The sequence below is a fragment of the Ensifer sp. ENS08 genome, from assembly GCF_014852195.1.
GTDB classification, from domain to species: Bacteria; Pseudomonadota; Alphaproteobacteria; order Rhizobiales; family Rhizobiaceae; genus Ensifer; species Ensifer adhaerens.
Map to the genome: position 1 here is coordinate 123453 of NZ_JACVBF010000018.1, position 26312 is coordinate 149764.

29 protein-coding genes are annotated in these 26312 nt (G+C 59.2%); 18 read left to right on the forward strand and 11 right to left on the reverse strand.

Annotation, left to right across the window (positions count from 1 at the left end):
• Window positions 1–32 precede the first annotated feature (32 nt).
• The 9 genes from IB272_RS28590 to IB272_RS28630 all read right to left on the reverse strand — a co-directional run bounded on the left by IB272_RS28590 (window position 33) and on the right by IB272_RS28630 (window position 8850).
• Window positions 33–1073: an ABC transporter substrate-binding protein gene (locus IB272_RS28590; RefSeq protein WP_192445543.1), complete on the reverse strand. Its 1041-nt coding sequence runs from the start codon at window positions 1071–1073 to the stop codon at window positions 33–35.
• A gap of 216 nt (window positions 1074–1289) precedes the next feature.
• The gene (locus tag IB272_RS28595; protein ID WP_060643745.1) at window positions 1290–1538 is read right to left on the reverse strand and encodes a hypothetical protein; all 249 of its coding nucleotides are present in this window, start codon (window positions 1536–1538) and stop codon (window positions 1290–1292) included.
• A 276-nt stretch (window positions 1539–1814) separates the two neighbouring features.
• Complete coding sequence (locus IB272_RS28600; RefSeq protein ID WP_034800191.1) at window positions 1815–2252, reverse strand: type II toxin-antitoxin system VapC family toxin; 438 nt, start codon at window positions 2250–2252, stop codon at window positions 1815–1817.
• A complete protein-coding gene (locus tag IB272_RS28605) occupies window positions 2249–2515 on the reverse strand; it encodes an AbrB/MazE/SpoVT family DNA-binding domain-containing protein (RefSeq protein ID WP_034800189.1) in 267 nt (88 codons plus the stop codon). The genes IB272_RS28600 and IB272_RS28605 overlap by 4 nt, the downstream gene beginning before the upstream one ends.
• A 379-nt stretch (window positions 2516–2894) precedes the next feature.
• A complete protein-coding gene (locus tag IB272_RS28610) occupies window positions 2895–4187 on the reverse strand; it encodes an amidohydrolase family protein (RefSeq protein ID WP_192445544.1) in 1293 nt (430 codons plus the stop codon).
• Window positions 4184–5125 carry an ABC transporter permease gene (locus tag IB272_RS28615; RefSeq protein ID WP_089045893.1) on the reverse strand — a complete coding sequence of 314 codons (942 nt, stop codon included), beginning with the start codon at window positions 5123–5125 and terminating at the stop codon, window positions 4184–4186. Before IB272_RS28615 ends, IB272_RS28610 begins: the two co-directional genes overlap by 4 nt.
• A 1-nt stretch (window position 5126) precedes the next feature.
• Window positions 5127–6176: an ABC transporter permease gene (locus IB272_RS28620; protein WP_060529687.1), complete on the reverse strand. Its 1050-nt coding sequence runs from the start codon at window positions 6174–6176 to the stop codon at window positions 5127–5129.
• Window positions 6166–7806: an ABC transporter ATP-binding protein gene (locus IB272_RS28625; RefSeq protein ID WP_210339526.1), complete on the reverse strand. Its 1641-nt coding sequence runs from the start codon at window positions 7804–7806 to the stop codon at window positions 6166–6168. Before IB272_RS28625 ends, IB272_RS28620 begins: the two co-directional genes overlap by 11 nt.
• Window positions 7807–7824: 18 nt before the next feature.
• Entirely contained in the window at window positions 7825–8850 is a 1026-nt protein-coding gene (locus tag IB272_RS28630; RefSeq protein WP_060643741.1) for a BMP family protein, read from the reverse strand.
• 520 nt (window positions 8851–9370) lie between these two features.
• On the opposite strand from IB272_RS28630, the gene IB272_RS28635 reads away from it, so the two are divergent.
• Together IB272_RS28635 and IB272_RS28640 are read left to right on the forward strand one after the other, a co-directional pair.
• Window positions 9371–10525, forward strand: a complete 1155-nt coding sequence (locus IB272_RS28635; protein ID WP_192445545.1) for an amidohydrolase — start codon at window positions 9371–9373, stop codon at window positions 10523–10525.
• Window positions 10526–10641: 116 nt separating this feature from the next.
• Window positions 10642–10923: a hypothetical protein gene (locus IB272_RS28640; RefSeq protein WP_089045889.1), complete on the forward strand. Its 282-nt coding sequence runs from the start codon at window positions 10642–10644 to the stop codon at window positions 10921–10923.
• Window positions 10924–11113: 190 nt separating this feature from the next.
• Here IB272_RS28640 and IB272_RS28645 read toward each other — a convergent pair whose 3' ends face one another.
• Window positions 11114–12034, reverse strand: a complete 921-nt coding sequence (locus IB272_RS28645) for a nucleotidyltransferase and HEPN domain-containing protein (RefSeq protein WP_089045888.1) — start codon at window positions 12032–12034, stop codon at window positions 11114–11116.
• Window positions 12035–12185: 151 nt separating this feature from the next.
• Between IB272_RS28645 and IB272_RS28650 the strand changes: the two genes are divergently transcribed.
• From IB272_RS28650 to IB272_RS28660, 3 genes are all read left to right on the forward strand, one after another.
• Entirely contained in the window at window positions 12186–13145 is a 960-nt protein-coding gene (locus tag IB272_RS28650; protein ID WP_089045887.1) for a LysR family transcriptional regulator, read from the forward strand.
• Window positions 13146–13293: 148 nt separating this feature from the next.
• Window positions 13294–13998 (forward strand): autoinducer binding domain-containing protein, encoded by a 705-nt coding sequence (locus IB272_RS28655; protein WP_063979496.1) that lies wholly within the window; start codon window positions 13294–13296, stop codon window positions 13996–13998.
• A 51-nt stretch (window positions 13999–14049) separates the two neighbouring features.
• Window positions 14050–15582 (forward strand): hypothetical protein, encoded by a 1533-nt coding sequence (locus IB272_RS28660; protein WP_089045886.1) that lies wholly within the window; start codon window positions 14050–14052, stop codon window positions 15580–15582.
• Between the two features lie 180 nt (window positions 15583–15762).
• Here IB272_RS28660 and IB272_RS28665 read toward each other — a convergent pair whose 3' ends face one another.
• Window positions 15763–16131: a MarR family transcriptional regulator gene (locus IB272_RS28665; protein WP_089045885.1), complete on the reverse strand. Its 369-nt coding sequence runs from the start codon at window positions 16129–16131 to the stop codon at window positions 15763–15765.
• Between the two features lie 93 nt (window positions 16132–16224).
• Here IB272_RS28665 and IB272_RS35070 point away from each other — a divergent pair, with 93 nt between their 5' ends.
• The 13 genes from IB272_RS35070 to virB11 are packed head-to-tail and all read left to right on the forward strand — an operon-like array spanning window position 16225 to window position 26309.
• Entirely contained in the window at window positions 16225–16746 is a 522-nt protein-coding gene (locus tag IB272_RS35070) for a hypothetical protein (protein ID WP_089045884.1), read from the forward strand.
• Between the two features lie 2 nt (window positions 16747–16748).
• Window positions 16749–17414 (forward strand): lytic transglycosylase domain-containing protein, encoded by a 666-nt coding sequence (locus IB272_RS28670; RefSeq protein ID WP_192445546.1) that lies wholly within the window; start codon window positions 16749–16751, stop codon window positions 17412–17414.
• On the forward strand, window positions 17411–17710 hold the full coding sequence (locus tag IB272_RS28675) for a TrbC/VirB2 family protein (protein WP_060643736.1): 300 nt from the start codon (window positions 17411–17413) through the stop codon (window positions 17708–17710). The genes IB272_RS28670 and IB272_RS28675 overlap by 4 nt, the downstream gene beginning before the upstream one ends.
• Window positions 17711–17714: 4 nt before the next feature.
• The gene (locus IB272_RS28680) at window positions 17715–18056 is read left to right on the forward strand and encodes a type IV secretion system protein VirB3 (RefSeq protein ID WP_089045882.1); all 342 of its coding nucleotides are present in this window, start codon (window positions 17715–17717) and stop codon (window positions 18054–18056) included.
• Entirely contained in the window at window positions 18031–20415 is a 2385-nt protein-coding gene (locus tag IB272_RS28685; RefSeq protein ID WP_192445547.1) for a VirB4 family type IV secretion system protein, read from the forward strand. The genes IB272_RS28680 and IB272_RS28685 overlap by 26 nt, the downstream gene beginning before the upstream one ends.
• A complete protein-coding gene (virB5, locus tag IB272_RS28690) occupies window positions 20415–21113 on the forward strand; it encodes a P-type DNA transfer protein VirB5 (protein WP_090427443.1) in 699 nt (232 codons plus the stop codon). The genes IB272_RS28685 and virB5 overlap by 1 nt, the downstream gene beginning before the upstream one ends.
• Window positions 21110–21322 carry an EexN family lipoprotein gene (locus IB272_RS28695; protein ID WP_034800549.1) on the forward strand — a complete coding sequence of 71 codons (213 nt, stop codon included), beginning with the start codon at window positions 21110–21112 and terminating at the stop codon, window positions 21320–21322. Before virB5 ends, IB272_RS28695 begins: the two co-directional genes overlap by 4 nt.
• A gap of 22 nt (window positions 21323–21344) precedes the next feature.
• Window positions 21345–22280 (forward strand): type IV secretion system protein, encoded by a 936-nt coding sequence (locus IB272_RS28700; protein WP_089045880.1) that lies wholly within the window; start codon window positions 21345–21347, stop codon window positions 22278–22280.
• 38 nt (window positions 22281–22318) lie between these two features.
• Window positions 22319–22594 carry a hypothetical protein gene (locus IB272_RS35075; RefSeq protein ID WP_060582389.1) on the forward strand — a complete coding sequence of 92 codons (276 nt, stop codon included), beginning with the start codon at window positions 22319–22321 and terminating at the stop codon, window positions 22592–22594.
• A 4-nt stretch (window positions 22595–22598) separates the two neighbouring features.
• Window positions 22599–23270, forward strand: coding sequence for a virB8 family protein (locus tag IB272_RS28705; protein ID WP_192445562.1), 672 nt, complete (start codon window positions 22599–22601; stop codon window positions 23268–23270).
• A complete protein-coding gene (virB9, locus tag IB272_RS28710; protein ID WP_192445548.1) occupies window positions 23270–24124 on the forward strand; it encodes a P-type conjugative transfer protein VirB9 in 855 nt (284 codons plus the stop codon). The genes IB272_RS28705 and virB9 overlap by 1 nt, the downstream gene beginning before the upstream one ends.
• Before the next feature lie 9 nt (window positions 24125–24133).
• Complete coding sequence (virB10, locus tag IB272_RS28715; RefSeq protein WP_112984674.1) at window positions 24134–25306, forward strand: type IV secretion system protein VirB10; 1173 nt, start codon at window positions 24134–24136, stop codon at window positions 25304–25306.
• A gap of 10 nt (window positions 25307–25316) precedes the next feature.
• Window positions 25317–26309, forward strand: a complete 993-nt coding sequence (gene virB11 / locus IB272_RS28720; RefSeq protein ID WP_060582405.1) for a P-type DNA transfer ATPase VirB11 — start codon at window positions 25317–25319, stop codon at window positions 26307–26309.
• Window positions 26310–26312 lie beyond the last annotated feature (3 nt).

A 26312-nucleotide genomic window follows, 5' to 3' on the forward strand; every position in this document is an offset into this window, starting at 1 on the left:
AGTGGAGCAAACAATGACGGCCATGATCTACCTCACTTGGCCGCCGCGACGACATCACGTTCCCATCGTTCGCCCCAGGCGGAGAGCCGTGTTGCGACCGCCGCGAGATCGGGCAACAGAAGGGCCTTGAGATCGGCTTCGGTGGTGATCTGCTTGGCGCGGATATCGGCGGGCACCTCGATGTCGATTCTGCCGCTGCCGACCTTGTAGCCGGTGACCCATGCCTCCTGGCTGGTCTTTTCGAGAAAGAAGTTCACGAACTTGAGAGCTGCGTCTCGGTTCGCCGCGTGCTTCGGGACGTTCAGGGTTGCGACCAAGGGGATAGAGCCTTCCTTCGGCAGAACATAGTCGACCGGCAAACCGCTATCGACGAGCAGCTGCGCGCGCCCGTTCCAGAATGGCATCGCCCAGACGTCGCCCCCTTTGAGGTACGTTTCCATGACTGAGGATGACTGCTCAAAGCCGATCGACTGTCCGGCGAGCTTGGCCATGGCGGCAAAGCCGGGATCGACGTTCTCGAGCAGATCTCCACCATGGGCGACCGAGAAGATCTCCATCAGGTAGGCGGCCATCACGTTTTGGAATGTCGGCAGAATGATTTTGCCCTTGAGGCCATCATCCAGGAGCGCGTTCCAGGAATTTGGACGCTCTGCCAGCTTGTCCGTCCGATAAAGAAGCGAGAGATACTGTACTTCGTGAACCGCGCCGCAGGGGCCAGCAACGCCGGCAATCACCGACGACAGACGCTCAAGATTAGGAACCTCCTCTGGTGAAAATTCCTCAAGCAGGCCCTCCTTGCATCCTTCGAGCGATTGGGAAGCGGTCATTACGACGAGGTCGAAGCCAGGGCGGCCATTGGTGGCCTTGATCTTGGCGTAATCCTGGGAGGCGGAACCGACGGCGTCGTAGATTACCTTTATCCCGAACCTGGCCTCGAAAGGCTCAATGATCCGCTCCCGAATGATGGTTTCGTACGGCCCGCCATAGCTGTTGACGATGAGCGTTTCGGCGTGGCTGTTCGCAGCCAAAACCATTGATACGATCGCGGGCGCGCACAGCGCAGTGTACCTCATGACGATCCCCTTTGTTGGTGTTGTCGGTACGGTGACATTGCGCCAGCCAGTCTTGCGATCTCCAATATTGATTTCCCGGTATTGATACGGAAATCATATCAATCGTGTTGCATTCGCTGAGCTGGCGGACGGCGTGAAGCGGATTCGGTCTTGAGGGCCTCAAGCTCTATGAATCCGCGCTTGGGTTTATACGCGCTGCCACAGGCAGCCGCTCTGTCACCCCGGCTGGCAGATTTCGTTGATTAGGCGTGGATTGGCTTTCAGGGATTTGAAGATATGAAGCCAGAACCGGTAATGGCTTTCGCGATTGAGATCCCTGGCCTCGAATGCGCGCTTGGCCGCAGCGGTCACGGCGTCGCAGCCGTAAAACTCCATCGCAAGTTCCACAGCCGCCGCCACCGCGACGTCATTTTGCGCACCCGCCTCGTTTGACGGTTCCAGTACATTCTTCAAAGGCTTCGACATGGCGACTCTCCTGTGAGAGTCCGGCGAGGAAATGTGGCCGGACGGTCTCACAGCGAAGATCGCGTCGTCCGGAAGCACACGGTGCCGCTCATATCGAACAGGTTGAATCTTAGCTTACTTCCCGCCCTGGGAGAAGTCCAAAACTCTGCGCTGAAATCTTTGGTCGAGCTTCTTTGAAGTTTTCGGGCTGACGCCCGAGATGATCTGGCTCCTGTGCAAGCTGTTAAGCGGCACCGGCATTGCGGATGCTGGAGCCTTGCCTAACTTGATCATCTCTCAGTTGGAGGCACCCCTAAGTTGCTTTGAGGTCGCGTCCAGCCAGTTTTCAACCCGAAGGTTGGGAATGCGCGTGAACTCACGGGCATTGGCTGTGACGAGGACTGCTCCCGCGGCACAGGCATGAGCAGCGATCAATAGGTCATTTGGGCCGATTGGTTTGCCTGCAGCTTCCAACTCAGTGCGGATGTTGCCGTACTTGGCATCGGCGGGCACGTCGAGCGCGAGCACCAGAATGCTTTCTAGAAGGGCTTCGATTTGGGCCAGCAGCTTCGGGGAACCCTTCTTGGCGCATCCATAACGCAATTCTGCCGCCGTTATGATGCTGACGCAGATTGCCTCCGACCCGACCGCCGCAATACGTTCAGCGACCTGCCCTCTCGGGTTCCGAGCCAACTCGGACACGATATTTGTGTCCAGCATGAAAAGGTTGCTCACAGGTCGATTTCCTTGGCGGGCAACAAAGTCTCGTCAATATCCGGGAACTGATCTTCAGGCCCAAGAGGATCTAGACCTGCCAAGACTTCCAGCAGGTTCTTGCGACGCAGCGGCTCTATTATAAGCCGATCCCCGTCGCGATGGATCATCACTCGATCGCCAGGAAGCTCAAAGTCAGCCGGGATGCGAACAGCCTGGCTCTTGTTATTCCGGAAGAGCTTAGCTTCCCTCGCAGGAGGTTCGTTGTGTCTAATCTGCGGCATAAAACTCTCCATTGCATATACATTTGCATATACACACTGACAAGTGAGATTTCAAGTGAGAGCTTGACTTGCTCGGTGAAAGGAAGGTTTCCTCCAAACAGGATCGAGGCCGTGATAGCAGCCAAACTCGATCTCATGCGACCGGGGCAAGGTGGCAAAGTGTTGTTGCGTTCTGGTGCGGGAACAGATCGGTCTTCCGGTCGCGATCGAGGGATTTCGGAAAGCACTGCTGCAGCGCAAAGCCACGCTCGGCGACATTGCCAACCAGGCCGAACGTCGTGGTGTTGGCATCGTGATCTGCCCTATCTGGAGGCGCAGGCCGCCGATGTTTAAGGAAGTCAAAGATGTTGGCGCTTCGGTGCGCGGGTGCATGTGCATATCAAAACGCTTGCATTGGCACAATGTGACGGCGGTTGATGGTCGCGGGACGGCCCTTAATGGACAGAGTCGTATCGCGCTTTTCGCGTTCTGCCACGACCTTGCCCTTTGCGACGACACAAAGCCGCTCGGCACGCAGGCGAACCGCCTCGATGGGGTTGCCCGCATGGAGTACGACGAGGCTTGCGGATTTGCCCACGGCTAGACCGAGATGATCGAGGCCCATAATCTCGGCATTGATCTTGGTGACCATGTCGAAGCAGGTGCGCATGTCTGTGGGCGAGGACATCTGGGCGACGTGCATTCCCATGAAGGCGACGTCGAGCATATCGGCTGTACCGAGGGAATACCAGGGATCGAGCACGCAATCCTGACCCCAACCGGTGCGGATGCCGACCTTCAGCATCTCGGGCACTCGCGTCAGGCCACGGCGCTTAGGGTAGGTGTCGTGGCGCCCCTGAAGCATGATGTTTATGAGTGGATTGGGGATCACTGAGATGTCGGCTTCCGCAATCAGCGGCAGTAGCTTCGAGACGTAGTAGTTATCCATCGAATGCATCGATGTAAGGTGCGAGGCAGCTACCCGGCCTTGCAGGCCGAGCCTCTGGGTCTCATAGGCAAGCTGCTCGATATGGCGCGATAACGGGTCGTCCGTCTCGTCACAATGCAGGTCGACCATCAGGCCGCGCTTTACCGCGATCTCGCATAGTTCGGTAACGGAACGCGTGCCGTCGGACATGGTCCGCTCAAAATGCGGAATGCCACCGACGATGTCGACGCCCATGTCGAGGGCGCGGATGGTGTTTTCGCGAGCATTCGGGGAGCGATAGAACCCGTCCTGCGGGAAGGCGACAAGCTGGAGGTCGATATAGGCGGCGATCTCCTTCTTGACCTCTAGCAGTGCTTCCACCGCAAGAAGGCGGTCGTCGCATGTATCGACATGGGTGCGGATGGCGAGGAGACCCATCGAGACCGCCCAGTCGCAATAAGCTAGCGCCCGCTGCTTGACGGCCTCGTGGGTCAGGAGCGGCTTGAGTTCGCCCCACAGCGCGATGCCTTCGAGCAGCGTACCTGAGGCATTGATACGTGGCAGGCCGTAGGACAACGTTGCGTCCATATGGAAATGCGGATCGACAAAGGGCTGACTGACGAGGTCGCCCGAGGCGTCGACGACACGACCAGCCTCGGCATCGATGCGTGGCTCGATCGCGGCGATCCTATCGCCCTTGATGCCGATGTCGGCGACGTTGCCATCGGGTAGCGTGCCACCTTTTACGATCAGGTCAAAACTCATCTTTCGCCTTTCTGGTACGGGATCATCAAAGCTTTAGGGTATGCAGCACGACGTGCGACCAGGATCAGCGCCAGGATCGACAGCGCATAGGGCATCATCAGGAAAACCTGATAGGGCACGATGCCGCCCGAAATTTGCTGCAGACGAACCTGATAGGCATCGAAGGCGGCGAAGAGGACGGCGCCGATCAGTGCCTTTCCTGGCCGCCAGGAGCCAAAGACGACGAGTGCGATGCAAATCCAGCCGCGTCCATTGATCATCTGGAAGAAGAACGAGTTGAAAGCCGAGGTGGTGAGAAAGGCACCGCCGACCGCCATTAACGCGCTACCGACGACAACGGCGCCCATGCGGATGCCCGTGACCGAAATGCCCTGCGCTTCGACCGCTGACGGATTTTCGCCGGCAGCACGAACGGCGAGACCGATGGGCGTGCGATAGAGGATCCAGGCAACGGCTGCAACCGAGATGAATGCGAGATAGGTCAATGGCGTCTGGGTAAACAGCGCCTCGCCAACGATCGGGATGCTGGATAAGCCCGGGATCGGCAGGGGCTGGAACGGCTCGATTTTGGGCGGCGACGTCACTTCGGGCAGCGCAAGGCGATAGACGAAATAGGTAAGGCTTGTGGCAAGTAGCGTAACACCGATGCCGACGACGTGCTGCGAAAGGCCGAGTGGTACCGTAAGCGTCGCATGCAGCAGGCCGAACATGGCACCGAAAAGGGCAGCGACCAGCAAGCCGGCCCAAAGATCGCCGCCGGAATATACGGTAAACCAGCCGGCGAAAGCGCCTACCGTCATGATCCCCTCGATGCCGAGGTTAAGAACGCCCGCGCGCTCGCAGATCAACTCGCCCATCGTCGCGAAAATCAGCGGAGATGCTATGCGGATTGCGGCAACCCAGAAAGAAGCGGTGAAGAGGATTTCGAGCGCGTCCATGTCACCTCCACCTGATTCGGAATCGCGTCAGAAGGATCGCGACAACCATCGTCAGTAACGAGGTGGCGACCATGACGTCGGCTATGTAACTCGGTACCTTGGCCACTCGGCTCATGGCATCTGCGCCGACGAAGATGCCGGCGACGAAGATGGCAGAGGCGATGACGCCGAGCGGATTCAGCATGGCCAGCATAGCGACGACGATGCCCGCGTAGCCGTAGCCTGGCGACAGGTCGAGCGTCAGGTTGCCTTTGAGCCCGGAGACTTCGGAAAAACCCGCGAGAGCGGCCAGTCCTCCCGAAAGCAACGCCGTCTTCATCAGAGTGCGGTCGACCAGAATTCCGACAAAACGTGCGCCCTCGGGATTGATGCCGACGGCGCGCATTTCGTAACCGAGAACCGTCTTTTTCATGACGATCCAGATGAGGACGGCCGAAGCAAGGGCGATGATGAAGCCATAGTGCAGGCGCTTGCCCTGGATAAGGCGCGGCAGTTGTGCTTCGGCAATGACCTTCTGCGATTGCGGCCAGCCGAGCCCCATCGGATCCTTGAGCACACCTTCGAGCAGCATCGACACGAACAGCAGGACGATGAAGTTAAGCAGCAACGTTGTGACCACCTCGTCGACGCCGAAACGCGTCTTCAGCACGGCTGGGCCGAGCAGAAGCAACGCGCCTGCGGCCATGACGGCGACCATAATTACCGGGATTAGAACAACCGAAGGCAGGGGCAGTGCGCCCGTTCCCAGCGCCACGGTGACGACGCCACCGATGTAGAGTTGGGCTTCTGCGCCGATGTTCCAGAGCTTTGCCCGAAAGGCGACGGCGATCGCCAAACCCGTGAAGATCAGTGGCGTCGCCCGGGTCAAGGTCTCTAGGAATGCGAACTGTGAGCCGGCCGCCCCCTTCGCCACAAGATAGAAGACGGACAGTGGGGAAGCGCCGGCGGCGAGAACCAGTACCGACGTCAGCACCAGTGTGGTGCCTATGGCAGCCAGCGGAAACAGCAAGGTGATCGCCAGGGACAGCGCGGGTTTCGGTTCAAGCCGCATGATCGCCGCGCTCCCCGCTGTGGCCCGCCATCAGTTCCCCCAGTTCCCGAATGTTGCGTTCGCCCCTTGCAGAGGGTGTGGAAAGGCGCCCCTTGAACATAACGAAGATGCGGTCGGACAATGCCAGGACTTCTTCGAGATCTTCCGAAATGAGCAATATCGCGGCGCCCCGATCTCGCGCTAAGAGCAGCATGCGATGAACATAGGCGACGGCGCCGACATCGAGGCCGCGTGTCGGCTGACTTGCCAGAATGACCGCGGGGTCGGCATCAAGGGCCCGGCCGAGAATGAGCTTCTGCATGTTGCCGCCTGAGAGTAGGCGTATGCGTGCTTCGGGCGAAGGGCATTTGACGTCGTAGTCGGCAATGAGTTTCTCTGCGAAACGCCCGGCGGCTTTCCAATTCAGGAAGCCCATGCGGCTGAACCGAGGGCTTTGGTAGCGTTCGGCGATGACATTTTCCGTCACGCTCATGTCGCCGATGCTGCCGATAGCGTGGCGGTCTTCCGGAATGCGGGCCACGCCATGTGCGAGCGCGGCGCGCGGCGACCAGTCGGCGACGTCCCGTCCAGCGATGGAAATGCTGCCGCTGGTGGGACGCCGGATGCCGGCGATAAGGGCAGCAAGGACAGCCTGACCATTACCGGCGACGCCGGCAATTCCGGTGATTTCACCGGCTGTGAGGGTGAGCGATACTTTGTCGAGGCCCGCCCCGTTGTAGGCCGTTGCGGAGACCTGTTCGAGTGCCAGCAGCGGTGCTCCGAGCTTCAGCGGACTGACGTTGGCTGGCTTGACCTCTTTTCCAACCATGAGCGCTGCCAGTTCTTTGCGATCGGTCGAACCTGTTTCGCGCTCACCTACGAGCTGGCCGGAACGCAGAACCAGCACACGATCGCTGACGGCCATCACTTCGTGTAATTTATGAGAGATAAAGATGATCGACAGGCCTTTGGCGACGAGCAGCTTCAGCGTCCGGAACAGTGCCTCAGTCTCGGCGGGGGTTAAGACAGCCGTCGGCTCGTCCATGATTAGGATTCGGGCTTCGCGATAAAGAGCCTTTAGAATCTCGACGCGCTGTCGCTCGCCGACTGAAAGGCTGGAGACGGTAGCTGTGGGGTCGACGGCGAGGCCGAAATCGGCGGACAATCGCTCGATGCGCCGTCGCGCGGCGGCCCGGTCGAGCCGCAGGCGCCAAATGCTCTGCGTGCCAAGCGCAATGTTTTCCTGCACCGTCATGTTGTCAGCGAGGGTGAAGTGCTGGTGAACCATGCCGACGCCGGCATCTATGGCAGCGCGCGGATCTCCCGGCGGCAGCGGCTTGCCAAATGCCTCGACGGTTCCTTCGTCGGCGACGTAGTGGCCGAACAGAATGTTCATCAGAGTCGTCTTGCCGGCGCCGTTCTCCCCGAGAAGTGCTATGACTTCGCCCTGCTTGAGTTCAAACGAAATGGCGTCGTTAGCCCTGAGTGGGCCGAAGCGCTTGCTGATGCGGGAAAGACGAAGGGCGGTTTTGCTAGACACGTCGGCGACCGGAAGAGGAGTTGTGGGGACTTCCTTTCCCGTCCAAGGAGAGAATGGTCGCTGTTGGCGAAGTGTAATTCCTGGTCCGCCACAGCCGACCACTTCTCCCATGAACGCGAGGAAGGAAGGCTAGGTCGACTTCGGCTCGGCGTCGTTGATCTCGACGGCGAACGAACCGTCCTTGATCATCTTTTCCTTTTCCGCGACCTTGACCTTGATGGCGTCCGGAACCTTGCTCTCAAAGGTGCCGAAAGGCGCCAGTGAACAGCCGCCGTTTTTCATGAAGGAATAGATGCCATAGTCGTCAGCCTTGAACGCGCCGGCCTTCACTTCGCTGATCGCCTTGTCTAGCGTCGGTTCGAAATGCCACAGTGCGGATGCGACAACGGTGTCCGGATAGTCCGCCTGGGTATCGATGACATTGCCGATGGCCAAGACCTTCTTCTCCTTGGCGGCGTCGGACACACCAAAACGTTCGGCATATAGCAAGTCCGCACCCCCATCGATTTGGGCGAAAGCGGTCTCTTTGGCCTTTGGCGGATCGAACCATGAGCCGATGAAGGCGACCTGGAATTTGGTGTCCGGGGCCACTTCCTTCACGCCGGCCATGAATGCATTCATCAGCCGGTTAACCTCTGGGATCGGATAGCCTCCCACCATGCCGATGTTCTTGGACTTCGTCATTGCGCCGGCGACAAGGCCGGACAGATAGGATGCGTCCTGGATATAGTTGTCGAAAACTGAGAAGTTCGGAACAGCGGCGTCGGGCTTGAAGCTCGAGCCCATCAGAAAGGCGACATCCGGGTAGTCTTTGGCAACCGTGCGGGCCGCATCCTCGACGCCGAAGACCTCGCCAAGGATCAACTTGTGACCCGCCTCGCAATACTCACGCATGACGCGCTCGTAATCGTTGTTCGCGGTGTTTTCCGAATAGACATATTCGATGTCGCCGCGCTCCTTGGCTGCATTCGCTGCCTTGTGGATACGACTGACCCACTGCTGCTCGACCGGAACGGTGTAGATGGCCGCCACCTTTATCGGATCCGCAGCGAGCAGACGGCCCGGCAGACCCGTCGCCGCCACCACGGCGGAAGCGCCAGCAGCTTTGATCAGGGTTCTTCTGGAAATGGCAAAATTGAAGGAATCGCTTTGCATTAAGTTCCCCTCTGATTGATTGCGCGTTTGGCGCGCGTCTTTTTTACCACTTGGTCAATGTAGGGGAAGTTGGATTTTGCAGCAATTGGGGTGTGGTACGCCATTCAACCGGATATGACGCAGCTTGCGCGACAAGCTCTGTGCAGTCTGAAGAAAGACGTGTCGCGTCTGAAGCCGCTAACCGATCATTCAACGCGACAAGTTGGAGGCCTCACTTGAAGACCGAGAGCCGTGCGTACTTTGGGCGCAGTTTCGAGCAACCGGTTTCTTGGTTGCGACCTGGGCGAACAAGTTCCAGTGCGACCGGCAAAGCACGTGTGAGATCGGGCTGAAGTCGATCCACTGCAGCTGTGTCCAACGACGTCTTTCGCGCTTCTCTTTCAATAGCGAAGATGGTCTAAGGTCGTGGCTGGGAGACTTTTGAAGGGGCCAGGTCACCAGGATCATGCGTTTCCAGAGGCATGAGCAGTGGAGCCGGAAACTGGAGCTTCTATCCTGATAAAGAAGCGGAGGCGCGTGAATGTTTCTGATCGACCGTGAACTTGAGGCGCTCACCGTTTTTCGGCGCGACCTGCACCGGCGGCCGGAAGTCTCGGGCGAGGAGCGGGAAACGGCGGAAACGATCGTGGCGTCGTTGGCTGAGACGAAGCCGGACGCGGTGATGACCGGCCTTGGCGGGCACGGGGTGGCGGCAATCTATGAAGGACGCGAGCCGGGTCCGACCGTCATGGTGCGGGCCGAGCTCGACGGGCTGCCGATCGAGGAGATTTCGGAAATCGGCCACCGGTCGCAGATCGCGGGCAAGGGGCATCTTTGCGGCCATGATGGGCACATGACGATCCTGGTGGCGCTGGCGAGGGGACTGGGACAAATGCGGCCGGCCAAGGGCCGGGCGATCCTGATGTTCCAGCCGGCGGAGGAAAACGGCGCCGGTGCTGCGGCCGTGCTTGCCGACCCGAAATTTGCTGACATCAAGCCGGATCTGGTCTTCTCACTGCACAATTTTCCGGGATTACGCTTTGGCCATGCGGCGCTGCGCTCAGGACCGGTCAATTGCGCCTCGCGCGGGATGCGGATCTTGCTTTCCGGCAAGACGGCGCATGCCTCGACGCCGGAGGACGGCATTGCGCCGACCTTTGCGATCGCCGCCTTGCTTTCCGGGCTGACGGCGCTTGGCAACAACGGGCCGCTTAACGAGGATTACACGCTGGTCACGGTGACGCATGCCCGCCTCGGCGAGGCGGCCTTCGGCATCAGCCCCGGCTATGCCGAGATCTGGGCGACGCTGCGCACACTGACCGACGAGCGCATGGCCGATCTCGTCGCCCGGGCCGAGGCGCTGGTTGCGAAAGAGGCCGGTGCTGCCGGGCTGAAGGTCACGATCGGCTACGAGGACGTGTTCCACCAGTGCAGCAATGCGGAACGCGCCGTGACGGCGCTTGAACGGGCCATGGACGAGGAGGGCGTCAGCCGTGACCGCGGCGAGGGCGTGCTGCCAATGAAGGGTTCGGAGGATTTCGGGCTTTTCGGGCGCGTGGCACCAGCGGCGATGTTCTTCCTCGGCGCCGGAGAAAACCACGCGCGGCTGCACAATCCCGACTATGATTTTCCCGATGGCCTGATCGGTATCGGCGCCAAGGTCTTCATGCGGGCGATCCGTAACGAACTGGGGTGAGGGCAAAGGGCGGCCACTTGCGCGGCGGCCGTTGTGACGGCACTCTTTGAAATTATACAGCGCCGGCCGATGGCCTGTTTCGCGTCGTTTCGGGGTTAGTCTGGAAGGAGCAGGGGATGAGGCAGTGCAGCTTTCGTGTCGCGCTTTGCCTGGCGCTTGCCATTGCAGGCATAGTGACAGCTCGCGCGGCGGACACGCCCGACGCCGATGCCATTCCTGAGCCGCAGCAGACCGAGAATGCCAGCCTGCAAGACTTCATCAAGGCCAATCCAGATTGCCTGGAATTCACCGATCAGTGCTCGCACTGCGTTGTCGTCAACCGTGTTGCCGAATGCTCGACGGCGGAGATTGCCTGCATCAAGCGAGAGAACCATTGCATCAGGCGGATCGCTAAATGATGCATCCTGCAAAAAAAGATGTCTATCAGGAGCTCAGTGCCGACGGAGTGCTGAAGCGCCGCAATATGGACGGTGCACAACGGGACGCAACGGTACCGCTGATGTGAGCGACGTCTCAGCATGATCGAGGCTGGCTTCAGCGGTGGCACGCGTCTACTCAAGGCTCTTCCGAGATGTAAGCTTGTCGACGCTAGTCTGAGCCTCGCTCCAGTTCCGCCAGCCGCTCCTGGCAGACGAACTCAACGAGTCGAAAAAGATGCTCCGTCCGCTCGAGAAGCCATCCGAGTCCTTCTTCGGTGATCTCAAAGTGCTTCGAATAGCGTGCCTTCACATAGGCTTCGTTAAGAATGTTGTACCAGGCGGCATATCGATGTTGGTCACGCGGCCAAGCCTCGACCAGCCGCTGATCCCGATCCTCGGCGAGACCGCGGAGAAACTTGAGGTTGTGCGAAGGTGGGCTGTAGTTGGTATGAGTGAGGAGAACCGTCGAATACAGTCGTTCTATAACCTGATGCAATGTGAATGCCGCATCTTTTGCCCATTCCGGATCTCCTTTCATCTTATGGAGATGGAAACGAGTTGTTTCTAACAGGCGTTCAGAAGCGGGTAGCATCGCCGAATAGTGGTTCGCTGACGATCGGTAGCGCTCCATCGGGGTCAGCCGTCTCGGCTCGGCCAACGGTCGATCGTCGAGTTCGTAGAGCACGATCCCCTCGCGCAGAATATCGACGAAGAAATATTGTCCGTCTGCAAGGAAGTTGTTCACCTCTCGGGCGCCATGGACAATCAGCCCCACGGGCGTCGAGACTCCTTTGTCCCACATCAATCGGTCGGTCGCCTTCTCCCAGTATTCCGGTTCCGCGAGCTTTTTCGAATTGACGATGACGAAGATATCGTAATCGGAGCGATAGCCCTTCATCGTATGCGGTTCGTCAACAAAGGTGCCGCGGGCGTAGGAGCCGAAGAGGATAATTTTCAGGATCCGACCGCGCTTCTTGAAGTCGGCCGAACCGCCCTCGAGCGCATCGGCAAACTCCTCGTGGATGATCTCCACGACGCGCGCAAGCTCGCGCTGCTTCTTCTCGGGAAGATGTTCCAGGTTCGTTTTCATACTCAACCGATAGGATAAAGACGATTCGCCGTCTACTGCAGCAATTTATGGGTTTTGTGTTATTAAAAAATAACAGATTGATCTATATGGGAGATTAATGGATGATCTGTCTCCGTGTGGAATGACTTGCGCGGATGCAGAGGACAGGCCAATGGAATTCCGTCAAATGAGATGTTTTGCAACCCTCGCCGAGGAGTTGCATTTCGGGCGCGCTGCGGCGACGCTCTCCATGGCGCAGCCCGCCCTTAGCGTGCAGATACAAACGTTGGAAAGGGAGCTCGGCGTGCAGCTTCTCATCCGCTCTACGCGGCGTGTTCAACTGACAAAAGCCGGCGAAGTTTTTTACGAGCGGTGCATCAATGTTCTGCGGGAGATCGAAAACAGTTCCGCTGTCGTGCGGGCCGTTGCGGGCAAGAATGTCGATCGGATCACCATCGGAACCATATATCCCGCGACCTTCGGTGTCTTGTCGCTTTTTCTGAACAAGCTCGGCAAGCGATTTCCCGATATTCAGATCCACGTGAGCAGTGGTTCCACCGATGCAATCATCCGCGACCTGGAGAAGGGCCGTATCAACCTTGGCTTCATCCGGCCGGTCGAAAACATCGGATCGCTCCGTTGGCAGAGCATCGCCAACGAACGATATCTTCTGGCGGTGCCACTTGGCAGCCGGCTTGAGACGGCGGAGACCGTCACAATGAGCGATCTGAAACGGGAACGGATCATCTCCTTTTCCCGCTCAAATCTATCTTACACGGAAAAGTACTTCTTCGAGCAGTTCAGAAAATTTGGCCTTCTCGATCAGGTTGCCTGTAGTTGCGACGACACGCTCTCGTTGGTTTCGCTGGTTGCGGCCGGGATGGGCGTAGGTTTCGTGCCGGAATGGACCAGAGATTTGCCCCACCAGTCGTTCCGCCTTCGGGAAGTGGAGGGGGTGGATTTCACGATCGGCATGGGGCTTGCGTGGAACAAAGAGGACCCGACCGCGAACCGTGAAGAGATCGTAGAAGTTGCCCGCACGCTGGCCGCGGCATCAAGATCGCTTAAAGCTGTGGGTGACGATACCGGAAGAAGCAACACCAAGCGCGGTCTTCCGGCCCATGGCGAATAGGTAGGTAAGTGGCAACGTAAGCCGTCAGAGGTTGGCAATGGGGGTCCTTGGCAGGAGCACAACTTGCCGGCGGCTCTCCAAAAGGTCCAAAATGTCGCTGGGCCGAGTATTGTTTGAGTAAGACGAGAGGGCAAAAAAGGAGGAGAAGGTGAAGGGCTGGTTTCAGAAGCTAACCGATGTTTCCACCGTGGCGCGCACCAAGGAGATGTTCAATGAAGCGCTCACCGAGCTCGCGCAAGAGCTCGGCTTCGAGTATTACGCCTACCTTAATCTTCAACCAATCGGAACATTCGCCGTTTCGAATTATCATCCTGAATGGCAGGATTGGTACTTCGCCAAAAGCTTCAACGAGATCGATCCCGTGATCCAGATTGCAAGGGCGACGATGAAGGCGTTCACCTGGTCTTCCGAAAATTCAAGGACTGTCAGATCGAGGCGCGTTCGGCAGTTTTATCTGGATGCCGCCGGTTTCGGTATTCGGTCGGGGATCACCATTCCAGTCGCGACTGCGTTCAGACGTATAGCAATGCTGACCATGGCCTCACACAAGCCTTCCCTCTCGCTGAAAGGTGATGTCGATCCGGTAGCGGCCGCCATGGCGGTCGCCCAGCTTCATGTGCGGATCGAGCAAACGAACATTGAGCCTACAGCAAAACCGAGCATCGCTTTGACCACTAGACAGGCGCTTATGCTTAAGTGGGCGTCCGAGGGCAAATCCATGAGAGCAATCGCCGACATCGAGAACATGACCTACTGGAACGTCAACTTCCACATGAATAATGCGCGCAGGAAGCTAAATGCCTACTCGCTTCCGCAGGCGACGGCTCTGGCGACGAAGCTAAAGCTGATTTGAAGCCAAGCGCTTCGCCGCCAAACGTCTGAAGTCGAATTTCTAGGAGTACAGATGAAGCAGGCGGCGAACGAGCGCGCGGAGCATTTACGGGCGATTTCGCGTGAACGGCTTGAGGCGCTTGTGCTGGAACGTGCCGAGAGAGACGAGGGCTTTGCCCTTTGGCTCGATGCCAGGTTCGCGGCTTCGGTAGCTGACGAGGCAAGCGCGCTGCTCGATCCGGTGCCGTTTCGTCGTCGCGCCGAAGCGCTTTTCGCTTCGACCGGTTCGGGGCGGCATCGGCACGGTTGGGGCGAACGGTCTGCGGGTATCGATGAAGCGGCGCTCGAACAACTGATTGACGAGGCTGAACCCCTTCTTGCTACCGGGCGCGGCGCCCATGCATTAACGATCTTGAAGCCCGTTGCCTCGGGGCTGGCCGCATATTGGCCGGAAAACGCCGATTGGGATGAAACCCTGCACGAGTTCTTTCCCCGGCTTGATCAATTGATCGCTCAAGCCGCCCTCATGGATGGTGTCTCACAGGAGGCGCGCGATAACCTCGCCGATGAATTGGCCGACTGGCAGCGCGAACTCGCAGAATTCGGCGCCGACGATGCCTTTGCTACTGCCATTGCAGCTTGCATGCAGGGCTGGGACGAGCCAGGCCTTCAGGCGACGCTCGCAGGGCTTGGGCAGAGCTGGCCGCCTGGAGGAGGTAGCGATCCGCTCGATGCCGATCTGACGCGGGCCCGACTTGCCGCGCTCGAAGCCATGGGGCGTGGTGAGCATTTCCTCAACCTTTCCCGTGCGGCTGGGTTTCATTGCGACCATGCTGTGAAGCTGGCGCAGATGGGGCGTGTCGGTGAGGCGGTCGCGCTCGCCCATGTGCGCCTAACCACCCATGGTGATCTCTTGCGGCTTGTCGAGGTCGTGGCTTCTGTCGGCCGGGTGGAAACCGCGTTCGACCTTGCTGCCTGGGGGCTGTCGCGAGACGGGCGCGACGAAGGCGAAGAAAACTGGCATCACAGAGCAGGCAGGGCAATGCTGGCACGCTGGCTGCGCGAAAAGGCGCATGAGGTAGGCAATCGGGATATGATGTTCAAGGCAACGCAAGTAGCCTTCGAAGAAAGCCTTGCACGGGAAGATTTCCGCGTGGCCAAGAAACTCGTTGCTCCGCCGGATTGGCCGAAGTTGCGCGAATTGCTGCTTGCGGCGCTGACGGCGGCACCTTACGCCTATGAGCGGATCGAAATCCTGCTCGACGAGGACTTGGTCGCCGACGCCGTTGCTTGCATCGACCTGCAGGAAACGCGTTTCTTCAGTCCACGTGACCCTACGCTGGGTCGACTTGCTGAACGGGCATTGGCGGATCACCCCGATTGGGTGATTGTCCTTGCATGCCGCATGGCCGATCCGATTATGTCTGAAGGAAGATCAAGCCGCTATGAGACGGCCGCATTGTGGCTCGGGATTGCCGCCCGCGCGCATAAGGCTTGCGGGCGGTCCGCCCAGTGGCTTGCGCACCTTGATGGGCTTATCGAGCAGCACCGGCGCAAGCACAAGCTGCGACCGCTACTGGAAGAGCTGCGGCGCACGGCCAAGTGAATAAAGTACCTCTTGGGATATCGCGATGCAGGCATTCGCCTGACGGCCGCCGAAAAGCAGACCTGGATGGCCGAGTTGAATTTTTCGGCCCCAAACCTACGCCTTCTGAAAGGTCACGATGCTGCGCGTGCTGGTTCAACGCCGCCGTCGCGTGATGCTGTTAGTGTCGTATAAATATCACTAAGCTCCAGATTTCTGCTGCTCTGGACTTAACCTTAGGCGATCGAAAACGTCCGGGCAGAACTCAAACTGCCTCGCAGTTCCTCGTCCCATCGAGTTCTTCACAATCGTTTCGGTCAATATGCCCCGCTCAATGAGAGGATCGATTGATTCCGCCACAGCATTGCGCGTCAAACCGGTAATTTGGCTTATATTCGAGAGCGTTAGCTTTTCATGGTTTTGATGCATCATATAGAGCACCGTCATCATTCCGACCTGCTTTAAACGCGATTGCGGCGTCTCTCCCTCAACCGGTTTGTCGAAAACTTCCTGCAGTGCGTAAGCCGAAAACAGCTGGCTCTGCCAATGGGCATTAAGTGCGCTTGTCATTTTTTATACTGTCAGATATATGATTGTAAAAAGCGACGCGAAATTGCGCCGCTGTTAGGATTGCGCACAATCGCGTTAGTGAAGGTGGTGGCCATGAACAAGTCTCTTATACGGGCATTTGTCACTGCAGCCAGTTTAGCGCCATTCTATCTTGTTTTCGAGAGTAAAGCGCAGGCGGGCGAATGGGGGTGCCAGGTTATCCTGTGCCTTTCCAATCCGAGCGGTCCGACGCAATACGCGGAATGCCGGGCGCCAATCCACAGGCTCTGGCGCGCGCTTGCAAGAGGGCGCTCCTTTCCCACTTGCGGCAGCGTTGGGTTTCAGGCCTCGCGTCCTCGATACGACCCCTATTATTGCAATGACGGTTATCGCCTGACAACGCGGTATGGAGACCATGGGCTCGAAGCGAGTTGTATCTCGGCCACGCCACAGACCGTCTCGAACGCTGAATGCTACTCCAACGATGATCGGATGAACTCATCGGCAGCGTGGCGGCGGAGAGACGGCCGTACACAGTGTCAGCGCTATGTGACGACTCGACCGAACATCCGCCCCCAACCCCATTACATCGACGTGATCATCGACGGGGTTGGCAAGCAACGAGTGTGGTATTGAGCATGCCTGTTGCTTTCCTCGATTTGGCGCAAACGTGCGCACCCACAATTGCAAGCGAGACGCTCGCCGCCATCGTCAGCCTTGAAAGCCGGTTCGAACCCTTCGCCATCCGGGTCAACAGCGGCGCGACACTCTCGGTGCAGCCCACAACCAAGGTGAAGGCGATCGCAATCGCCACGTCATTGGCAGCCGAGCGGCACGACATACAGCTCGGCCTCGGCGGCATCGGCATGGAAGAACTCCGCCAGCTCAATCTTTCGATTTCAGATGCCTTCGACCCATGCCGCAACCTTCGGGCCACGGCGACCATTCTCGATGGGTACTACCGGCTGGCGGTGAAAGCGGGCGCGGACCCGAGCCGGGCCGAACAGGTGATGCTGCACTCCTACTACGGACGAAACGATCCATCTGTCGGCGCGATGGTCAGGTACGATGAGCAGGTCCGCCAGGAAGAAAGCCGGCTCGCCAGCACCATCACGACGCTCATGATCGAAGATGATGGACGGGAACTCAACGAAGCGCCTCTTGTCGAGGCGATCGGCGATGCACGCAAGGACGAGGCCCTTGCCGATCAAACGGCGTCGGTGCCGTCCTGGGACGTTTTCAGATCGAGACGGAGGTCCTCCGTCCTCGTGTTTCAGAACAGTCATATGGAGGAGAGTGAATGACTTTCAGCGCCCGTATCCGCCCGATCGCCGCATCCGCCGTAATGGCAATGGCCATCCTGGCATCCATGGTCGAACCTGCCTTCGCGCAGGCGGCCGGCATCGAGACCGTGCTGCAGAACATCGTCGAAATGCTGACAGGCAACATCGCCAAGCTTCTGGCCGTCATCGCGATCATCGTGATCTGCATAGCCTGGATGTTCGGCTACATGGATCTGAGGCGCGCAGGGTTCTGGATCATCGGCATTGGCGGCATCTTCGGCGCTACCGAACTCGTGAACACCATCGTCGGAAGCTGACGCCATGGCGAGTTTTCGGCCAATCCTTGAGGAAGACACGCTGTTCATCGCTTGCACCCGGCCGGCGATGATCGCTGGCGTGACGATGGAAGCCATGGGCATGAACATCATGCTGACGACCATTCTTTACATCGTCGCCGGCTCGATCGCCTACTTGGCTGTTGGCGTCGTCTTTCACCTCATTTTCCGCGCGCTCGTCAAACACGACCACAACATGTTCCGCATCTTGCTGGCTTGGGTGGACACACGCGGCCGGTCGCGCAACAGCGCCTTTTGGGGCGGAGCGACGCTTAGTCCCCTGAATCTCGCCCGGAAATACGATGAAAGGGACCTCGGATTTGCCTAGCCTGACCACACTCAGATCTCGCGAACTCGGTCCGGAGACCTTCATCCCCTATGTCCGCCATGTCGACGTGTCGACGATCGCGCTCGATTCCCGGGCGCTGATGGTAATGATCGCGCTTGAAGGCGTCTCTTTCGAGACCGCGGATGTTCTCGACCTGAATGCTCTCCATAGGGACCTCAACACGCTCTATCGGAACATCGCCGACGAGCGGCTTGCCTTGTGGACTCATCTCATCCGCCGTCGCGACAACAGCTATCCGGAAGGCACGTTCACCACACCTTTCTCGGCGGCGCTCAATGATAAGTATCGCGCGCGCATGGTTGGGGAGGACCTGTTTCGCAACGACCTCTATCTGACGATCCTGTGGTCTCCGGCCCGCGATCCGTCCGACAAGGCGGCAAGGCTGCTGGCGCGCTTGCGTCGGGCACGTCAGGTTGGGGCCGAACTCGACGAGGAAGCCCTCAAGCAGCTCCGCGACAAGGTCATCGATGTCACAGCGGCGTTGAAACGCTTCGAACCGCGCGTGCTGTGCCTCTACGAACGTGACGGCCTGTTGTTCTCGGAGCCGAGCGAAGTGCTGCATCAGTTCGTCGGCGGCCGTCGGGAGCCGGTCCCGCTGACGGAGGGGCGTATCGCCTCGGCGATCTACTCGGATCGTGTCATTGTCGGCCGCGAGACAGTCGAGATCCGGCACGAGGCCGAAAGCCGCTTTGCCGGCATGCTGAGTTTTAAGGAATATCCGGCCAGAACTCGGACCGGCATGCTCGACGGTGTGCTCACTAGTCCCTTCGAACTGATCCTGACGCAATCCTTCTCCTTCGTCTCGAAGGCGGACGCCCGCGTGATCATGGGCCGCAAGCAAAACCAGATGGTCAGCAGTGGGGACAAGGCGGCCTCACAGATCGAGGAACTTGATGGGGCGATGGACGATCTGGAGTCCAATCGGTTCGTGCTAGGCGAGCACCACCTGACGCTTTCCGTCTTTGCACCATCGGTGAAGGAACTGACCGACAATCTCGCCAAGGCGCGCGCCAGCCTGACCAGTGGAGCCGCCGTCGTCGCGCGCGAGGATCTCGGCCTCGAGGCGGCCTGGTGGGCACAACTACCAGGGAACTTCCGCTATCGCGCCCGGTCCGGCGCGATTACGTCGCGCAACTTCGCGGCGCTCGCACCATTCCACTCCTACCCGATCGGTCGGAAGCACGGCAATGAATGGGGACCTGCCGTCGCTCTTCTCAAGACGGCGTCGGGGTCACCGTACTACTTCAATTTCCATTATGGCGATCTCGGCAACACTTTCGTGTGCGGACCGTCCGGTGCCGGCAAGACCGTGCTTTTGAACTTCATGCTGTCGCAGCTGGAGAAACATGACCCGCATGTTGTGTTTTTCGATAAGGACAGGGGATCTGATCTCTACGTGCGCGCCGCCGGCGGCACCTATCTGCCGCTGAAGAATGGTGCCCCGACCGGGTGCGCTCCCCTGAAGGCACTGGAACCGACGCCGGACAACAAGGTGTTTCTCACGCGCTGGGTCGGCAGGCTTGTCGGCTCGGCAACACGGGAACTGACGGTGACCGAACTCCGCGATATCGCCGTCGCCATCGACGGCCTTGCCGACTTGCCCGTGGAGCGCCGGACGATCGGCGCGCTCAGGACCTTCCTCAACAACGCCGATCCCGAAGGCATTGCCGCGCGACTGCGGCGGTGGGAGAGAGGGGGGCCGCTCGGTTGGGTGTTCGATAACATCATTGAGGACATCGGCTTCGACGGCAAATTCGTCGGCTATGACATGACCGATTTCCTCGACAACGAGGAAATCCGCACGCCGCTGATGGCCTACCTCTTTCATCGCGTCGAGCAACTGATCGATGGCAGGCGCATCATCATCGTTATCGATGAGTTCTGGAAGGCGCTCCAGGATGAAGGGTTTCGCGATCTCGCACAGAACAAGCTCAAGACGATCCGCAAGCAGAACGGACTTATGCTCTTTGCTACGCAGAGCCCGCGCGATGCGATCGTATCGCCGATCGCTCATACGATCATCGAGCAATGCCCGACGCAGATCTTCCTACCGAATTCCCGCAGTAACTACGCCGACTATGTCGACGGCTTCAAGCTCACCGAGCGGGAGTATGAACTCATTGCACGCGAGCTCTCCGTCGAGAGCCGCCGATTCATATTGAAGCAAGGACACAATAGCGTTGTCGCCGAACTGAACCTCGGCGGTTTCGACGACGAACTTGCCATCCTCTCCGGCCGCACCGCGAATGTCGAACTCGCCGATGCAATCCGCACAGAAGTCGGCGACCGGCTCGCGGATTGGCTTCCGATTTTTCAGCAAAGAAGGAGTTTGAGCTAATGGCTTCTAATCGAATTCACGGCGCGGCAATAGCCGCGGCGCTCATTCTCTCCGCCGGCACGGCAGCCGGGCAGGGGATCCCGGTGATCGACCGAACCGCGATCGCCAAGCACCTCGAGAGTATCGCCCAACTGAAAGCCCAGCTTGATGCGCTCAATCAGCAGATAGAGCAGGCGCAGCAGCTTTACGGCTCGCTCAACAAGATCACCGATATGGCGGATGTTGCCGGCGTCTTGAACGATCCTGCCGTCCGCAAGGCGCTGCCTGGGGACTTTAACGTCATCGATGGACTGTTCAAGGGAAGCGGAACGGGCGTGTTCGGCGATACGGCCACGAAATTCCTTGAGGGTAATTCGACCTATCGGACCAGCGCAGAGGACTTCTACGCGCAGGAGCTTTCGCGCATTCAGAACAAGAATGCCGGCCAGATGAGCCTAGCGCAGCATATCTTCGATGCCGCGGCCAAGCGCGTCGATGGCATTGACCAACTCCGCGAGAAGATTTCGACCGCGGCTGACGCCAAGGACATAGCCGACCTTCAGGCGCGACTTCAGGCGGAAACAGCTTTCCTCCAGACCGATGTACTGCGCATGGAGGCCCTCCGAATGGTCCAGCACGCACAGGCCCAAATTGACGAGCAGCGCAAGGCGGAAGACTGGCGCCGGCGCCTCGACGCGATGGGGGCGGCACTGCAATGAAGAGGCATGTCGTTCTTCTCGCTGTCCTATTGGTTAGCTGCTCCGAGCAAGCCGAGCGCACCTACACTGTCGACGAACTCATCGCCGACGAGGCCCTGCTGTCCGAAATCATCGCGACGTGTCGCAACAACCCTGGTGAATTAGGCAATACCCCGAATTGCCAAAACGCCGCGGCCGCAGACTTCAAGGCCCGTCTTAAGCGGATGTGAAAGGCACCTGGAGGTTGAGGGCATGTATCAGGTCTTTGCCTTCGTCGACGAGCAGTTCAAGGCTCCGCTGGAGACCTTCGTCTCCGACGGGACCTCGAACATCTCAGAGTGGATTTCGGGCCCCCTGACGGCAGCGGTCACGCTCTATGTCGTGCTTTACGGCTATCTCGTGCTCCGCGGCTCGGTCCAGGAACCGATCCTCGACTTCGCATTTCGGACGATCAAGCTCGCCATCATCGTGATGCTGGTGAGGGACGCCGACGAATACCAGACCTACGTCACCGACATCTTCTTCGAGGGATTGCCGCGTGAGATTTCGCAGGCGTTGAACTCCGGCGCAGCACCAAGTGCCTCAACCTTCGACAGCCTGCTCGATAAGGGGCACGCGTGTGCCAAGGAGATCTGGGCCCGCTCCTCTTGGCCGGTCGATTTCGTGACAGGCATCGGCGGCATGATGGTCATTGGCGCGAGCTTCATCGTCGCGGCGATTGGCTATATCGTATCGCTCTATGCCCGGCTGGCGCTCGCCATCGTGCTCGCCATCGGTCCGATCTTCGTGGCCCTGGCGATGTTTCAGGCGACGCGGCGCTTCACCGAGGCGTGGCTGGGACAGCTTGCGAACTTCGTGATCCTCCAGGTGCTCGTCGTCGCCGTCGGCTCACTGCTGATCACCTGCATCGATACGACCTTCACGGCAATTCAAGGATATACCGACGTGCTGATGCGTCCAACCGCGCTCTGCGCCATCTGCCTCGCTGCCCTCTATGTCTTCTATCAGCTTCCGAACATTGCTTCGGCGCTTGCCGCCGGCGGCGCGTCGTTGACCTACGGCTACGGCGCTGCACGCGACGCCCACGAAAGCACGCTCGCCTGGGCGGCGTCCCATACCGCCCGTGCGGCCGGACGCGGTGTCCGGGCCATTGGTCGAACCTTCAGCTCGAAAGGCTCGGGCTCGTGACGCTTTTCGCACGAACAAGAAAAAAGGGCTCTTCAGGAATGATCAGAACATTTCCGCTGCTCTGCATGGCGGCTGCCTTAAGCGGCTGCGCATCGCTGACGTATCCGCTCCCAAATTGCGATGGCTATTCGCGCCGCCCCCTCAATCGCTCGATGTGGCAGTGGGAAGACAATAGCAACGTCAAACAGAAACAGTCCTATGCGGGACCGGCGACCTCTCAGTCCGTCGCCACCGCGTATGTCGAAGAGGGTAGGGAATCTTTCGCCTTTGCCCAGTTCGACGTCGACGCCTCCTATCGTCCAGGCGGGGGCTGACGCGATGGTCTCCGGCGACGAACTCAAGACATACTTTGACAAGGCGCGGCGCTTCGACCAGGAACGCATGATCCAGGTCGAGCGCTCTTCACGCGTTGCCTGGTCCATTGCCGTCGCGGCAAGCATTCTCGCCGGCGCTTCGATCCTTGCCGTTGCCGGCCTCACGCCGTTGAAGTCGGTCGAGCCGTTTGTCGTGCGGGTCGACAATTCGACAGGCATCGTTGATGTCGTCTCGGCGCTGACGTCGACGGCCGGCACCTATGACGAGGCCGTGACGAAATACTTCGCCGCGAAATACGTCCGCGCTCGCGAAAGCTACGTCTGGAGCGAGGCAGAGGACAACTTCCGCACAGTCGCTCTTCTTTCGACGCAGCCGGAGCAGGCTCGGTTCTCGGCCCTCTATCGCGGCAGCAATCCGGAGTCGCCGCAGAACACCTATGGGCGCGGCGCCACCGCACGCATCAGCATCGCCTCGATCTCGCTGATAAATTCGCATGTCGTATCCGTCCGTTACATGCGCACCATCACCCGCGGGGAAGAAGTCCGGACAACCCATTGGGTTGCAACGCTGACGTTCTCCTATGCAAACGCGCCGATGTCGTCGACGGATCGGCTGGTGAATCCTCTCGGTTTTGCCGTCAGCGAATACCGAGCCGATCCGGAGGCCATCAACTGATGCGGACTATTTTCATTGCTACTCTCCTCCTTACGACGTCCGCCAGCACGGCATCTGCACTCGATATTCCGCGCGGCGCGGCGCAGGACAGTCGTGTCCGCTTTGTCGATTACCAGCCCTACAACATCACTCGCATCATAGGCTCCTTGCGTTCTTCGGTGCAGGTGGAGTTCGCGGCCGACGAGGAGATCGCCCATGTTGCGCTGGGCAACAGTGTAGCTTGGGAGGTGGCGCCGGCAGGAAACATCCTGTTTCTCAAACCGCGGGAAAATCAGCCGGTCACCAATCTCTCTGTCGTCTCCACTCGGCGCGACGGCTCGACCCGAAGCTACCAAATGGAACTGATGGTGCGGGACGGAAAAGTGGAGGTGGGTCATAACACCTACTTCTACGTCAAGTACCGCTACCCGGCCGATGAAGCGCAGCGGCGCCGCCAAGCTGCGGCGGCGCGAGAGATCGCTGCTCAGTCGAAGGAGGCCGACAATGCCCTGGCCATTCATGAGGGCTATGGTGCTCGGAATTGGCGTTATTCGGCGCAGGGCTCCCAGGCGCTGGAGCCGCACTCGGTCTACGACAATGGCAAGGTTACGACATTTGCCTTCGTCGGCAATCAGGAAATACCCGCGATCTACATCGAGAACTCAGACGGTAGTGAAAGCCTGGTGCCGAAATCCGTAGACGGCAATCTTGTCCTGGCCCACGCGATTGGCCGGAAGTTCATCCTGCGGAGGGGACGGGACGTGCTCTGCGTCTTCAACGAGGCCTATGACCGCGTCGGTATCAATCCGGACACCAACACGACCTCGCCGGCGGTCGAGCGGGTCGTTCGGACTGGAGCCGGCGCGGCGCAATAGGAGACAGTCATGCTTGAGGAAGATGAAAACCGGATACCGGGGGAGCGCGGCGAAACGGTTCCCGGGGGGAGGATCGACAGCAATCCTTTCTTGAAGCGCGGCGCGGTTGCGCTGGCTGTTGTTACCTTTGTCGCTTTCGCCCTGTGGTCGATGAGCGGCGAGCACACTCCGACGGACAGAACCAGACCCGAGCGGGTTGTCATCCGGCAAACGGCGAATTTCGAGCCCGTCAAGGAGAAGATGGAGCCGGTCCAAGCCGTGCCGGAAGTGAAGCTGCCGACCCCGCGCGCGGCAGAGGAGGTGCAGGCCGAAGATCCCCTGCTCGACTCGGCGCGCCGGGCGCCGGTCATGGCCTTCAGCGGTGGACAGAAGAACTCAACGTCGCACCATGAGACCGCGGATCCGGCGGTGCCCGCGGACAGCCATTTCGTGCCGCTTGATGGAAGCATGATGGGTCAGAACTCGGCCAACGCCGACGAGCAGCGGTTCAACGGGCTGCTACGGCCGACCAGGCTTGAGGGCTCGCGCGCCGGCACGCTCGGCAATCGGAACTTCGTAGTTGCAATGGGATCGTCAATTCCGTGCGTATTGGAAACTGCCATGGCATCCGATCAACCCGGCTTCACCAGCTGCGTAATCAACCGAGATGTTCTATCGGACAATGGCCGGGTTGTCCTGATGGAGAAAGGTACGCAAGTTGTTGGCGAATATCGGGGCGGCCTCCAGCGAGGACAGAAGCGCCTATTCGTGCTCTGGAACCGCGCGAAAACCCCGAACGGCGTCATCGTCACCTTGGCTTCGCCGGCAACGGATGCGCTCGGCCGGGCGGGCGTGAATGGCTATGTCGACACTCACTGGTGGGAGCGGTTCGGGAGTGCGCTTCTCCTGTCCATCGTCGGCGATGCCACGAGCTACGCCAACAGTCGCCTGCGTAACAGCGACGTCGACGCTGAGACCACCACAAACGCAGGCCAGCAGGCGGCAGCCATCGCCGTCGAGCAATCGATCAACATTCCGCCAACGCTCAATAAGAACCAAGGCGAGCTCGTCTCGATCTTCGTCGCGCGTGATCTCGATTTTTCCGGTGTTTACGGATTGCGCGTGATCGGGCCGAAAAACAAAATCCTTGACCGCGCGTTGCTGGGAGATGTCCGCCCGCGGTCGGCGCGCGTGACGAAGTAGGGTGCGGGCGATGACCGAAGGTCCTGATGCGACGGTCGTTCGTGAACTGCTGTCTCCGTTCATGCCGTACCTTGACGACCCCTCGCTCTACGAAGTGATCGTCAATAGGCCAGGCCAGGTGCTGACAGAAGGCTCTGGTGGATGGCGGACCCATAATCTGCCGGAGCTATCCTTTGAAAAGCTGATGCGCCTTGCCAGGGCCGTGGCTAGTCTTTCCCATCAATCCATCGATGAAACGCGGCCGATCCTGTCGGCAACACTGCCGGGGAATGAGCGAATCCAGATCGTCATCCCGCCTGCGACCACTCGGAACACGGTCAGCATCACCATCCGAAAGCCCTCGTCGGCCGCATTAAGTCTTGGCGACCTTGAGAAGGGTGGCTTGTTCACTGACATGGCGCCCGGCAGTCACATGGCCGGTGCGACGGACCGGAAACTCATCGATCTGCATCAGACGGGCGCGTGGGCCGAGTTCCTTCGCCAGGCGGTGCTGGCCCGGAAGAATATCGTCATCTCAGGAGCGACGGGGTCGGGGAAGACAACGCTCTCCAAGGCACTCATTCGTCATATTCCGGATGATGAGCGGGTCATCTCTATCGAAGACACGCCGGAACTCGTGATTCATCAGCCGAACCACGCGCGGTTATTCTATTCCAAGGGAGGTCAGGGGCTCGCCAAAGTCGGCGTGAAGGAGCTCCTGGAATCCTGTCTGCGCATGCGGCCCGATCGAATCCTATTGCAGGAACTGCGCGATGGGACGGCTTTCTACTTCATCCGCAACGTGAACTCTGGGCATCCCGGCTCAATCACAACGGTGCACGCTGACTCCGCGAAACTGGCGTTTGAACAGTTGACCCTTCTGGTAAAGGAATCGGAGGGCGGACAATACCTGCAGCGCACCGACATTCGCGAACTCTTGAAAATCGCCATTGACGTCATCGTACAATGCAAGCGCATCGATGGGCAGTTTCGCGTAACGGAAGTCTATTTCAGGGCCCATTGACGA